The sequence below is a fragment of the Aliirhizobium wenxiniae genome (assembly GCF_014201355.1).
GTDB lineage: Bacteria > Pseudomonadota > Alphaproteobacteria > Rhizobiales > Rhizobiaceae > Neorhizobium > Neorhizobium wenxiniae.
Map to the genome: position 1 here is coordinate 1 of NZ_JACHEG010000008.1, position 12150 is coordinate 12150.

The 12150-nt window shown below is 60.0% G+C and carries 14 protein-coding genes; 7 read left to right on the top strand and 7 right to left on the bottom strand.

Annotation, left to right across the window (positions count from 1 at the left end):
* The coding region (locus HNQ72_RS24210; protein ID WP_183996137.1) for an electron transfer flavoprotein-ubiquinone oxidoreductase at positions 1–1376 on the top strand (1376 nt) is incomplete at its 5' end.
* 20 nt (positions 1377–1396) lie between these two features.
* Here the strand turns inward: HNQ72_RS24210 and HNQ72_RS24215 are convergent.
* Both HNQ72_RS24215 and ydiJ read right to left on the bottom strand, forming a co-directional pair.
* Positions 1397–2122, bottom strand: a complete 726-nt coding sequence (locus HNQ72_RS24215) for a FadR/GntR family transcriptional regulator (RefSeq protein ID WP_183996139.1) — start codon at positions 2120–2122, stop codon at positions 1397–1399.
* A 78-nt stretch (positions 2123–2200) separates the two neighbouring features.
* A complete protein-coding gene (gene ydiJ, locus HNQ72_RS24220; protein WP_183996142.1) occupies positions 2201–5248 on the bottom strand; it encodes a D-2-hydroxyglutarate dehydrogenase YdiJ in 3048 nt (1015 codons plus the stop codon).
* A 97-nt stretch (positions 5249–5345) separates the two neighbouring features.
* Here ydiJ and HNQ72_RS24225 point away from each other — a divergent pair, with 97 nt between their 5' ends.
* Both HNQ72_RS24225 and HNQ72_RS24230 read left to right on the top strand, forming a co-directional pair.
* Positions 5346–6095 carry an SDR family NAD(P)-dependent oxidoreductase gene (locus HNQ72_RS24225; protein ID WP_183996144.1) on the top strand — a complete coding sequence of 250 codons (750 nt, stop codon included), beginning with the start codon at positions 5346–5348 and terminating at the stop codon, positions 6093–6095.
* A complete protein-coding gene (locus HNQ72_RS24230) occupies positions 6088–6828 on the top strand; it encodes an SDR family oxidoreductase (protein ID WP_183996146.1) in 741 nt (246 codons plus the stop codon). Before HNQ72_RS24225 ends, HNQ72_RS24230 begins: the two co-directional genes overlap by 8 nt.
* A gap of 82 nt (positions 6829–6910) precedes the next feature.
* Here the strand turns inward: HNQ72_RS24230 and HNQ72_RS24235 are convergent, their stop codons facing one another.
* Positions 6911–7438: a thiamine pyrophosphate-dependent enzyme gene (locus tag HNQ72_RS24235; protein ID WP_244654532.1), complete on the bottom strand. Its 528-nt coding sequence runs from the start codon at positions 7436–7438 to the stop codon at positions 6911–6913.
* Between HNQ72_RS24235 and HNQ72_RS30435 the strand changes: the two genes are divergently transcribed.
* Complete coding sequence (locus HNQ72_RS30435; RefSeq protein ID WP_210319701.1) at positions 7433–7597, top strand: hypothetical protein; 165 nt, start codon at positions 7433–7435, stop codon at positions 7595–7597. The two genes, HNQ72_RS24235 and HNQ72_RS30435, sit on opposite strands and share 6 nt — an antisense overlap.
* Positions 7598–7892: 295 nt before the next feature.
* Here HNQ72_RS30435 and HNQ72_RS24240 read toward each other — a convergent pair whose 3' ends face one another.
* The 4 genes from HNQ72_RS24240 to HNQ72_RS24255 all read right to left on the bottom strand — a co-directional run bounded on the left by HNQ72_RS24240 (position 7893) and on the right by HNQ72_RS24255 (position 10373).
* Positions 7893–8462: a hypothetical protein gene (locus HNQ72_RS24240; protein WP_308422366.1), complete on the bottom strand. Its 570-nt coding sequence runs from the start codon at positions 8460–8462 to the stop codon at positions 7893–7895.
* Positions 8463–8545: 83 nt separating this feature from the next.
* Entirely contained in the window at positions 8546–9235 is a 690-nt protein-coding gene (locus HNQ72_RS24245; RefSeq protein ID WP_183996498.1) for a thermonuclease family protein, read from the bottom strand.
* Between the two features lie 2 nt (positions 9236–9237).
* The gene (locus HNQ72_RS24250; protein ID WP_183996150.1) at positions 9238–9771 is read right to left on the bottom strand and encodes a thermonuclease family protein; all 534 of its coding nucleotides are present in this window, start codon (positions 9769–9771) and stop codon (positions 9238–9240) included.
* A complete protein-coding gene (locus HNQ72_RS24255) occupies positions 9768–10373 on the bottom strand; it encodes a hypothetical protein (RefSeq protein WP_183996500.1) in 606 nt (201 codons plus the stop codon). Before HNQ72_RS24255 ends, HNQ72_RS24250 begins: the two co-directional genes overlap by 4 nt.
* A gap of 168 nt (positions 10374–10541) precedes the next feature.
* Between HNQ72_RS24255 and HNQ72_RS24260 the strand changes: the two genes are divergently transcribed.
* From HNQ72_RS24260 to HNQ72_RS24270, 3 genes are read left to right on the top strand one after another with little or no spacing between them, the layout of a single operon-like run.
* Positions 10542–11495, top strand: a complete 954-nt coding sequence (locus HNQ72_RS24260) for a lytic transglycosylase domain-containing protein (RefSeq protein WP_244654533.1) — start codon at positions 10542–10544, stop codon at positions 11493–11495.
* A gap of 11 nt (positions 11496–11506) precedes the next feature.
* Entirely contained in the window at positions 11507–11851 is a 345-nt protein-coding gene (locus tag HNQ72_RS24265; protein WP_183996153.1) for a TrbC/VirB2 family type IV secretion system protein, read from the top strand.
* Positions 11851–12150 (top strand): VirB3 family type IV secretion system protein, encoded by a 300-nt coding sequence (locus HNQ72_RS24270; RefSeq protein WP_029869729.1) that lies wholly within the window; start codon positions 11851–11853, stop codon positions 12148–12150. The genes HNQ72_RS24265 and HNQ72_RS24270 overlap by 1 nt, the downstream gene beginning before the upstream one ends.

Below are 12150 nucleotides of genomic sequence, written 5' to 3' on the forward strand. Positions count from 1 at the left end.
GCTCCGTCCGACTGCCCAACTTCGCCATGCCGCCGCTGATGAACAACCACGGTAAGTATATCGTCTCGCTCGGCAATGTCTGTCGGTGGCTTGCGGGTAAGGCGGAAGAACTCGGTGTCGAGATCTATCCGGGCTTTGCCGCAAGCGAAGTGCTTTATGATGATGCAGGCAACGTTATCGGCGTCGCGACCGGCGACATGGGCATCGAGAAGAACGGCGAGCCGGGCCCGAATTATACCCGCGGCATGGCGCTCTTGGGCAAATATACGCTGATCGGCGAGGGCGTGCGCGGCTCGCTTGCCAAGCAGCTGATCGAGAAGTTCGAGCTGTCGAAGGATCGTGACTTCCAGAAATTCGGCATCGGCATCAAGGAACTCTGGGAGGTCAAGCCCGAGAACCATAAGCAGGGTCTGGTCCAGCACTCCTTCGGCTGGCCGCTCGACATGAAGACCGGCGGTGGTTCCTTCCTCTATCACCTGGAAGACAATCTTGTTGCCGTCGGCTTCGTCCTGCACCTGAACTACAAGAACCCCTATCTCTTTCCCTTCGAGGAGTTCCAGCGGTTCAAGACCCATCCGGCAATCGCGCCTACCTTCGAGGGCGCCAAGCGCATTTCTTACGGCGCCCGTGCAATCACCGAGGGCGGTTACCAGTCGGTGCCAAAACTGTCCTTCCCCGGTGGCGCGCTGATCGGCTGCTCGGCAGGCTTCGTCAACGTGCCGCGCATCAAGGGATCGCATAATGCCGTTCTCTCCGGCATGCTCGCCGCAGACAAGCTTGCTGCCGCGATTGCCGACGGCCGCGCCAACGACGAGCCGGTCGAGATCGAAAATGAATGGCGTTCGGGCCCGATCGGCAAGGACCTGAAGCTGGTCCGCAACGTCAAGCCGCTCTGGTCGAAATTCGGCACCGTCATCGGCATCCCGCTCGGCGGGCTGGACATGTGGACCAACCAGCTGTTCGGCTTCTCTTTGTTCGGCACGCTGAAACACGGAAAGACCGACGCCCAGTCGCTCGAACCGGCGGCAAAGCATAAACCTATCGACTATCCCAAGCCGGATGGCGTGTTGACCTTCGACCGCCTGTCGTCCGTCTTCCGGTCCAACACAAATCACGAGGAGGATCAGCCGGTCCATCTCAAGGTGAAGGACCTGGAGCTTCAGAAGCGCTCCGAGCACGACATCTATGCCGGTCCGTCTACGCGTTACTGTCCGGCAGGCGTCTACGAGTGGCGCGAGCAGAATGGCGAGGAGGTCTATGTGATCAACGCGCAGAACTGCGTCCATTGCAAGACCTGCGATATCAAGGACCCCAACCAGAATATTAACTGGGTACCGCCGCAGGGCGGTGAAGGACCTGTCTATCCGAATATGTGAGCTTGCCGGGAGTGCTGCCGTCAGGTTTCGGGATCGGCAGGCTCGTCCAGCATGACGCCGTAGCGGGTGAGGCTCTCTTCGAGATGCTGGCTCATGGCGCTGCGTGCCGCTTTTACATCCCCTTGCGTGATGGCCGACAGAATGGAGGCATGCTCCTTGTTGACCTGGCGGAGATAGGTGGAATAGGCGCGCGCCGACTGGCGGTGCTTCAGTAGCAGGTCGAAATTGATGCTGTCCATGACGGCTTCGAGGAAGCTCGGGAAATGCGGATTGCGGGTGGCGCGGGCGATGGCGAGATGGAACTCGAAATCGGCGCGGGCCTCTATTTGGGCATCGTCCGTCTGCAGGGCTTCGAGATTATCGTAGGCCCGGGCGATTTCCGCCAGAGCCTCCGGCGTGCGCCTTGCGGCCGCAAGCGCGACCGATTGCAACTCGACACCCAGACGCAGTTCGAGGATCTGCATGGCCGAGCGGATGTCCTCGGTGCGGCCGATCTCGTAAGCGATCGGCCGGGTTTCCTTCTCCGTGACGAACACGCCGGCGCCCTGCCGTGCCGTAACCCGTCCGGCGAATTTGAGCGAGGTCAGCGCTTCGCGAATGACGGTACGCGAGACGCCGAATTCCTCGCACAGCATGGCGCTTGACGGGATTTTCTCGCCGGCCGCGTAAAGCCCACTCTCGATCCGTTCGTTCAGCTTGGCAGTGACGATCTCGGCCAGATTGCCGCGTTGGGTAATGATCGACAACATATCCTCCAGCGAAATTCGCCTGATTAAATGGGTAAAGTCACATGTCACATATCATGTAATCCGGGGGCGACCATGTCATTCAAGGAGCGCTGCCAGGATTTCGAACGGATGAGGGATGCGTCTGCCCGCCATTTCCTTGACCTGTGACCGACAGGAATAGCCGGTCGCCATCGGCACATCGTCGGATCCCGCATTTTCCAGAGCCGGTTGCCAGCTCATGGCATAGAGCGTTTCCGATGTGCCGCGGTTCTGTGCCTGATGGCCGAACGTGCCGGACATGCCGCAGCATCCGACGTTGTCGGTGACATAATCCAGCCCGAGAGCCGCGAATATCGACCGCCATTGCCCGGCAGCGGCCGGCGCATTCGTCTGTTCGGTACAATGCGCCATCATCCGGTATCGCTTGCCTGTGCTGGGGGAGGTGCTGGTCGGCAGATGGTCGAGCCGGGCGGCGAGCCATTCCTGCGGCAGAAGGACGGCAGGTGTCTTCTCTGCGCCGGGAATGCCCTTGTATTCGCTGCGATAGGCAAGCGTCATTGAAGGATCGATCCCGACGATCGGAATGCCGGAACGGGCGATATCTGCGAGCAGGCTCGCGCCGCGCCGGGCAAGGCGGGCGAAGGGGCCGAGATAGCCATGCACATGCAGCGCCTTGCCATTGGCAAGCGGCGGCGCGAGTAGGGGATGAAAGCCCAGCCGCCGGGCAAGCCGAAGCGCGGCAAGCACGACTGAGGGATCGAAATAGCCGGTGAATATATCGGGCAGGAAAACCACCGCGCGGCGGCGATCCTTTTCCGAGAGGATCGCGATGGATGCGGCGCTGGCCACAGGAATGCCGAGCCTTTCTGCTTCCCGATAGAGGCGGGTCGAGGGCAGGGGCGGCAATGCGGTGAGGCCGACAAGCCGCGTCAGCCTTCGGCCGATCGCCGTGCCGACCAGAAGGTTGTAGGCGGGCCGCAGGCGAGACATCCACGGCAGTGTCGTCTCGATCGAAGCGACCAGTGGATCCCGCAGCGGCCGCAGATAGCGTCCGTAATAGAGTTCGAGGAATTTCGAGCGGAAGGCCGGCACGCTGACCTTGACCGGACATTGCCCGGCGCAGGCCTTGCAGGCGAGACAGCTATCCATGGCCTCCCGCACCTCATGGGAGAAGTCGTTGCGGTTGGCCGGGTTGAGGCTGTTGAACAGTCGCACGGGCAAGGTCGCAAGACCGTTCTTGCGGCGGAGGCTTTCTGCTTCGTGGCGCGCATCGACATTACGTTCCGCCAGAAGCCGCAGCCATTCGCGCATCAGCGATGCACGCCCCTTGGGCGAGAAGCGCCGGTCGCGCGTCGCCTTGTAGGAAGGGCACATCGGGCTCTGGGCGTCGAAATCGAAACAGGCGCCATTGCCGTTGCAGTAGGCGGCATTGTCGAACGCGCCACGTATTTCGTTGCCGAGGATCAGGTCATGGTTGCCACGTAGCGGCACCTCGTCGATCCTGAGAAGGGCGCCGCCTTCCGGTGAGGCGATCTTGCCGGGATTGAGGCGATTTTCCGGGTCGAAGGCGCGCTTGATATCCTGCAGGCAGGGATAGAGATCGCCGAAATAATCCGGCACATATTCCGACCGGACACCCTTGCCATGCTCGCCCCAGAGCACACCGCCATATTTGCGCGTGAGCGCCACGACGGCATCGGAGATATCGCGCACGAGCGGAACGTGATCGTCGCGGGTAAGATCCAGCGCCGGGCGGACATGCAGCACGCCGGCATCGACATGGCCGAACATGCCGTAAGACACGCCGGCATCATCGAGAAGCGCACGGAACTCGCGAATATAGGCCGCAAGGTTTTGCGGCGGAACGGCGGTATCCTCGACGAAAGGCACGGGCCGCACCGGTCCATCGACATTGCCGAGAAGGCCGACGGCGCGCTTGCGCATCGACCAGATCCTCTCGGCGTCGGCATGGCCTCGCGCAATCGTATAGCCCCTGTGCCGCCCGATGCCATCGGTATCGAGCGCATGGCTGACCTCAGCGAGCTTGCGGTCCAGCGTTTCGGCTTCATCGGCAAGGATCTCGACGATATTGATGCCGTTGGTGGCGCCGTCGGCATCCTCGGGGAAAAAGCGGGAAATGCCGCTCCAGACGATATCGTTCTTGGCAAGCCCGAGGACTTTCTCGTCCACCGTTTCGACCGAGGCGACTTTCAGTGCGGTGAGATAGCGGGCATCCTCCAGGGCGGTGTTGAAGTCGCTGTAGCGGATATTGATCAGCGCCACATGGGCCGGGATCGGCAGGAGATTGACCTCGACCTCGGCCAGCATGGCAAGCGTGCCTTCCGAGCCGCAGAGAATGGCGTTGAGATCGAAGAGCCCATCCTCGCGGCGGATATGGGCGAGGTCGTAGCCGGTCATGTAGCGGTTGAGTTTTGGAAAGACCTCGGCGATGCGTTCGCTCTTCCCGTCTGCGATGGAGGCGACCGTGCGGTGGATATCGCCGATACGGTCTCGGCGTTGCATGATGGTGGCAAGCGTATTGTCATCCATGGCGCGCGACCACCAGTCCGTGCCGTCGGAAAGCACGATCCGCAGGCCAAGCACATGGTTCGATGTCTTGCCGTAGAGACAGGAGCCCTGGCCGCAGGCGTCCGTCGAAACCATGCCGCCGATCGTTGCGCGGTTCGAAGTGGAGAGTTCGGGGGCAAAGAACAGGCCGTGAGCTTTGAGTGCCTTGTTGAGCTGATCCTTGACGACGCCGGACTGCACCCGCGCCACGCGCCGCACCGGGTCGATCTCGATAATTCGGTCCATGTGGCGGGAACAATCCACCCCAAGCCCGGATGTCAGGGACTGGCCGTTGGTTCCCGTTCCGCCGCCCCGCGGCGTGACTGGCAGATGAGCGAAGGCCGGTTCGGAAAGTACCCTTGCGACGATCTTGAGATCCTCGATGTCGCGCGGGAAAACCACTCCCGCAGGCTCGAACTGATAGATGGAATTGTCGGTGGAAAATACCGTCCGCGTGCCGGGTGTGGCGCCAATATCTCCGGTGAAACCCGCTTCGACCAGGCGCTCGAAAAGGCCCGCCGGCGGCAGCCTGGCAGGGTCATCGGAAGGGGCTTGTGGCAGAAGACGCGGAATCATGATTGCGACTTTCAGAAAGTGCTTGAGCTTCGCCAAACTTGGCATATAAGTGATAACATACAAATTGAATGGTGCAACGTTCATAAAGAGGTGGAACTTGAAGAACCAAACGACAGTCATCGTCGGTGGAGCATCCGGCCTTGGTCTCACCACGGCTAAGCTTATGATTTCCTACGGCGCGACGAAGATCGGCCTGATCGATCGCAACGAGGCGGCGCTTGCTGCCGCAGCGGAAACCCTGCGTGGCCTCGGTGCCGAAGTGGCGACCGCTTCGGCCGATATTTCACGGGCAGAGACGGCGCATGCGGGCTTCGCCACCGTCGCGGAACAGCTCGGCCGTATTCATGTTCTGGTCAACAGCGCCGCCATCTATCCCCGCCGTCCGATCCTCGAGATCACCGACGAAGAGTGGGATCTGGAAAACGCGATCAACGTCAAGGGCACCTATCACATGATGGTGGCTGCCATTCTGCACATGCGCCAGTTCGTCAATGCGCCGGAAGTCACCGGCCGCATCGTCAACGTGACTTCGGTTGACGCCTTCAAGGCGCATCCGCAGAACGCCCATTACGCCGCGACGAAGGCCGCCGTCGTCAGCCTCACCAAGTCCTTCGCGCAGGAATGCGCCAAGGATCAGATCCTCGTGAACTCTGTCGCGCCTGCCGGCTTTGCGACGGACCGCGCCAAGGAACTCGGCTTCCTGCCGGAACTTGCCAAGGCAAGCGCTCTCGGACGCGCCGCAGAACCAGTCGAAATGGCCGAGTGGATCGTCATGATGGCATCGAGCCGCAACTCCTATGCGACCGGCGAAAACGTCGTCGTCAGCGGAGGCTATATCTATGTCTGATGCATCGCGGGTGGCGGTCGTTACCGGTGCCACGAGCGGCATCGGCAAGGCGACCGTACAGGCCCTTCGCGGCAAGGGCCTGACCGTCTATGCGGTCGGCCGCAACGAAGAAGCGCTTTCCGAACTGGCGACGACATGCGGTGCCAAGACGATCCGCGCGGATGTGCGGGATACGGCGGCCATCGTCGCGGTGTTGAACGGCGTAGAGGTCGATATTCTCGTCAATAATGCCGGTATTCTCTCGACCCGCGCCGTCTTCCAGGACATCGATCCGGCAGAGATCGACGCGATGATCGACGTCAATCTCAAGGCGCCGATGCATCTGACGCGGGCGCTTTTGCCGGGCATGGTCGCACGCCGCCGCGGCCACCTGATCTTCATCGGCTCGATCGGCGGCCAATCGGCTTTCCCGAACTCTTCGGCCTATGGCGCATCGAAGGCCGGCCTCTCGCTGTTCTGTGACAATCTTCGCCTCGACTTGCTCGGTTCATCCGTGCGCGTCAGCGAGATCGTTCCGGGGCGTGTCGAGACCTCGCTCTATCGCACTTCGATCCCGGACAATCAGGCGAGCGCCGTGCTCTATGATGGCTACCGCTCGCTCCAGCCGGAAAACATTGCCCGCGTGATCGAAAACGTCATCGACCTCCCGGTCTTCGTCGATGTCGCACGCGTCGAAGTCTACCCGACGGACCAGGCGTCGGGCGGTGGCACGATGGTGAAGTTTCAAGCCTGATTAGCGGTTGCTGGACAAGCAATGGCCCGGGCAAGGAATACCTGCCCGGGCCATTTCTCGTTTTTATGTTGTGGCGATTAAATCAGCCCATCCAGGCGCTGACCGGCACGGCCGTGTCTTCGAGCGGCTGCGACAAGATATCGACGAGGACCGGGCCATCATGCTCGATAGCCTGCTTGAAGACCTTCGCGAGGTCGGCAGGATCGGCAACGGTAAAGCTCTTGACGCCGTATGCGGAAGCCACCTTGGCGTGGTCCGTGCGGTGGAAGTCCACCGAGTAATAACGCTCGTTGTAGCCGAATTTCTGGCTTGCCTTGATCCAGCCGAACACGGAATTGGAGAAGACGATCATCAAAAGCGGGATCTTCTTGCGGACGATCGTCTCCAGCTCGCCGAAGCTGCCGTCACCCATGACCGACACGACCTTGGAGGACTGCCGACCATACCATGCGCCCATGGCGGCCGACACCGAATAGCCGAGCGCCCCGTGGGCGCGGTTGGTGATGAAATGCCGGCCGGGCTCGAGGAAGTCGTAATAGCCGGAAAAATAGGGGCAGGGCGTGCCGGGATCGGCGACCACAACGGCGTCACGCGGCAGGAGCTTGTGCAATTCTTCGAGTACCCGTTCCGGGCGGATCGGGGTGTCGTTGCTGAAGGCAAGCAGTTCGAATTCCGCCCGACGCTTCGCCTTGGCTGCTGCCGTTACCGCGCGCCCGTCGATATCCGTTCACTTGGATCAGGTATTTTCAAACTCGACATGGACGACTGAAGCTGAGGTACGGCCAGAACGCGAACGGTAATGAGGCCATTGCTAAAACGGAAGGGTCCAGGCCGTACGTCGCTCGGCGAAGCGATGAGGCGGCAGATTGAAGGCATTTGGGAGATAATGCGTGGCGTCCGAGGCGAGCACAGAAGCTCACCGTGCGGCGTCTTTACCCGAACAAGTTCGGCCGGTGGCCAGGCAATTTGTGCATCGTAACGAGACTGACGGAGTTCCATAATTGTTATTATGACACTAAGTATCTGATTTAATTATCCTTTTTCAAACTTCGCTGTCATCCAGTTTAGAGATTAAGGTTGAACCACACACGCCTCTTCCCGCCGTTCTCGTCTGGGATATCGAAATAATAAGGATCTGCCCTGCGAGGGCGCGGTTGAGAGACTTTCACCTCGCAGCCACCTCCTGTCCAGTTGTCGCGATTGTTTTGTATCGGCGTGATGGTAATGCCATTAGGCGCATTCGCATTCTGATCGCCGTACTGGCTTTGGAATGCGGATCGATCCTGGCATTGGTTGACCACCTTGATACACTGGCTTAGCTCGGTGCCAGCAAAGCCATCACTGCCACGCCCATTCGGTGTTGCGGCCGGCGTCATGCCCGCGGGGCAATCCTCATATTCCTGATGACCGGGTTTTCCGGAATTGGCGGCATGGCATACCGGCCAGGAGAAATGCGGCTTCGACATTGCCGTGATCAGTCGCTTCATCGGCGGAACGCAGTAAGGGACACCGTGCCACGACGGGGACTGCGATGCGGCACACAGCAAGATCTGGCAGCCCCACTCCGCGTCTTCTGCATAGGTCGGTTGCGACATCGAGGCGAGGCCGGCGATAATGCCGGCGGCGAATGCCATCTGCTTCAAAGGAGCTCCCCTTCCATTCAAGTTCAAAATTCTGCAGACCGGGCCAACGGGGTCCCGATCTCCCGATCACCGCTCTATCGATCTGTTCTTTTCGGCTTGCTGCGTGCGTCGGCGAAGGGCGGCGAGATCTCGGTTTCCCGTTCGGCAAGCAAATTAAAGTCTGCCGGCGGATGCCGAGAGAGCGTCTTATACACGGCCTTGCGGCGCCACTCGTTCATATCAAGCACGTAAGTGGCCCACATGCCGTAGCGAGACGCCATGGCGTGGCTCTGAAGTGCCGCATACCGAGAATTGGAGCCGGTTTCCGCTACCCGCGCCCAGCCGACCCGAAGCATCTCCTCCGCAATGTCCCGGCCTCGAACCACGCACCGTCCTTGGGCGACGCCGTCTGCGCCATATCCAACGACACTGCATATCGTTGACCGGTTTCCGACCGTTCGCTTCAGCCACGCCTTCGCCAATGGCCCGCAAGGCACCGGTGACGGAGCCAACTGCTTGGCGCGGTCAACCCATTTTGGATCGAGCGCCCATTGCGGCAGTTCACAGGCATCGATACCCGCGAGGCGCAGCCTGACGCCCCCGCCAAGCCATCCGAACCACAGAGTTCGTCCGTCGATCACCGCGACCGGTCCCTTAAATGTCGGATATTGGACGCCAGAACTCGTATGCAATTTCTCGGCTACCCCAATTTTTCCTATAGGATCGGCAGCCATGACCGGCTGCACGAGTGTCATGCCGACTGCTGCAACGGCAAGGCGCTTGATCATCACTGATCTCCCTTCGCACGGTGATTGGCCTCGCGGCTTAGAAGTATGGCGGGGTGCTGGACGTCCGTGAATTGCCAAAGGCCAGCTTTCCTTCGCTGGGCCAGCTGCTCGGAAACGGAGTACGGCAGATGATAGGGCATCCCCCTGTTGTCGAGAGATGCGAAGGCATAACCGCTTGTCACCATCATGTTGGCGAGATCGAGCCGCTTCCCTCCGACGCTGGCGTAGCAGACGACATAGGAGAGGCCACCGGACTTCGCGACAGGTGCGCAGACTGGATTGGTGTCTTTGATGAAGGCGGCGAGCATCGCAAGAGATGCCTCCCCGCAATCGCGCGCGCGTCCACCCGCGCCCGTGTAGTTCGTCCCGCGCAAGCACGATTGGATCCCGTAGAGGCGAAACCGTTCGCCGTTTGACGTCCAGGTGTCCCCTGTCTCAAGCGTCACGCGTGCAGCGAGATCGAAGTACCCGGCGGGCGCGGCCTGCGCTCCACTTGTCACCAGCATCCCGATCACCAGCGCGGCCGCTCTCATTGGCCTTTGATCCGGGGATCGGCCCACATCCCATAAGAGCCTTTTCTGCCGATTTTTTCTGCCTCAGCCAGGTCGGGGCGATCGAGAGAGCCATCTGCCTTCTTTGCAAGGCGAACGGCACCAAGGGACAGCAGCTGCTCTTCGAGCATATCGACTGAATCCAGGCTTCCTGGGAAATTATAATAGCCGAAGCAAGTGACGTTCTGAGTGGGCGCATTCTGCTCGCTCAGGAAAGCCCGGCAGAACAGCACTTTCGGATTTTGCAGCATCACCTGCAGCTGACGCTGTGCGAAGTCAGAACAAGCGCCGGCGTAGTCTTCAGACCTGTTGACCATTTCACCCTTGCAAGCCTCGACGCCGTAAAGACGGAGCGTTGTCTTGTCGTCGACACGAAACTCGGTTGGCGAGATGGCCTTGAACCCGGATGCGCTGGCATAGCCCTTCCTATCCACGGGTTTCCCGCCACCGTCGTAATACTCGACCACAAGGACCGTCTTTCCGGGCGCAGCAAGCGATCGAATGTAATCCTTGTCGATCCCAGAAGCCGAAAGCGCCGGCGACGCGAACGCTGAGCCCACAATCCCCACCCCCACAATTCGCATCAGCATCGCAAACGACATCATATTGATTCCGCCCTTCAATTACAAAAATGGCTTTACACCGATTCAAAACCCTGTAAGCCTGCATCAAATCGGTAACATATTTGAACCAGCCTAATTGCTTTTTGCGGCGACCACAACAGCGTTTGTGAGACGGGGACAATGCTATCAGTGGGTAAAACTCATCGGGGCAGCGGTGCAAGGGTGATCGTTATCGCCTCTGTGGCGATACTGGAAAGCCTCCACCCCTCTATCGCGCAAGAAGTCGCCAAAACTCAGATAATTCCGAATATTTCGTCGGAAGATAGCAGCTCTGCGCACGGAGATCTGGCGCACAACTTCACCGAACGACGGCTCGGAAACAAGGGGCCTGTAGCAGAATTCACGATCGGATCCGATGGCGTCGCCAAGGAAAGCGAGCTAAGCGAAGCGGTACGTATCAACACAGACAATCAGAATCATTTTGATGCATTTTCCGATGAGGCGCGAACACAAGCAGCAGCCATCGACGCACCGACAGATCCAGAAATATCGCATCAATTTGATTCTATAAATGGGTTAGTATCGACAGATTTTTCCGGCCAAGAGGTCAGCGTGGCAAGATGCGGCCCCTCGCCTCTGGATCCAGAGGCTGTTCGATCGCTCGTCGCAACAACCGCTAAAGCCCAGGGGGTAGATGAAACGTTTGCTGTCGCCATCGCATGGGCAGAGAGCGATTTCGACCGTTCACGCAATTCACCCAAAGGTGCGCGAGGACCGATGCAGCTCATGCCCGCTACGGCAAGGCGGTTCGGCGTGACCGACGTCTGCGACCCAGCGCAGAATATCGCGGGCGGCATCAGGTATCTGCGGGTTCTCCTCGACCAATTCAAAAATCCCCTGCTCGCGGCTGCCGCTTACAACAGCGGCGAACAGCGCATCTATGAGTATGGCGGTGTTCCCCCCTTTGCGGAGACGGTCGGCTACGTCGCCAAGGTCGTCAATTTCCAGATGGGCCTGCCAATGCCGGCCCGAGGTCGGAAGGCGCCGTCAAGCAACAGCACGGCCCCCCTCATCACCAGCAGCAGAGGCGTCATTGCCGTCAGAAAAACCGCCGGGTTCGGCGGCGGCGTCATGCATTTTTAAAGGAGAGAGAAATGGACACACTGAATTCGGGTCGAAAGGGCCAGGTGCTCAAGACCGCAGTCGTTATCGGCACGCTCGCAGCCCTTCAGATCGCTGGAGCAGATTTTGCCGCGGCGGCGACCGGCGACGCAAGTGGCGCCTTTGCTCCGCTTCAGACAGCCGTTCAGATGATCGTCGACTTCATCACCGGTCCGTTTGGGCGTTTGCTGGCGATCATCGCTGTGATCAGCCTCGGCTTTCTTGCGTTCGCCGGCAGGCTCTCATGGTTTGCAGCCGGCGGCATCATCCTCGGCATAGGTCTCGTCTTCGGAGCGCCGACGATCGTGGACGAAATGATCTCCTCGGTTAGCGGCTGATGAGCGAGTTTTCGGACGAGAAGCCCGCGATGACGCCACTGGTGATCGGTCTCACCCGGTCACCCACCCTATGGGGCGTCCCGTATATGGCGGTGGTGCTGATCATCGGCGCCACGATCATCGGCTGGTTGGCGACGAACAGTCTGCTGGCCCTGCTGACCGCGCCGATCGCCTACGTGTTTCTATTCTCGCTCTGCACCTGGGACGCCAAAATCCTTGAGGTCCTTCAGGTCACGTCGCGCAAGACACCCCGCACTCGCAACAAGCGCTTTTGGGGCACAAACTCCTACGGACCCTGA

Bases quoted from the DNA above. Each gene is read 5' to 3' on its own strand.
- ydiJ (WP_183996142.1), bottom strand. From the start codon at position 5,248: ATGATTCCGCGTCTTCTGCCACAAGCCCCTTCCGATGACCCTGCCAGG.
- HNQ72_RS24230 (WP_183996146.1), top strand. From the start codon at position 6,088: ATGTCTGATGCATCGCGGGTGGCGGTCGTTACCGGTGCCACGAGCGGC.
- HNQ72_RS24240 (WP_308422366.1), bottom strand. From the start codon at position 8,462: ATGGCATTCGCCGCCGGCATTATCGCCGGCCTCGCCTCGATGTCGCAA.
- HNQ72_RS24250 (WP_183996150.1), bottom strand. From the start codon at position 9,771: ATGAGAGCGGCCGCGCTGGTGATCGGGATGCTGGTGACAAGTGGAGCG.
- HNQ72_RS24255 (WP_183996500.1), bottom strand. From the start codon at position 10,373: ATGCGAATTGTGGGGGTGGGGATTGTGGGCTCAGCGTTCGCGTCGCCG.
- HNQ72_RS24265 (WP_183996153.1), top strand. From the start codon at position 11,507: ATGGACACACTGAATTCGGGTCGAAAGGGCCAGGTGCTCAAGACCGCA.
- HNQ72_RS24270 (WP_029869729.1), top strand. From the start codon at position 11,851: ATGAGCGAGTTTTCGGACGAGAAGCCCGCGATGACGCCACTGGTGATC.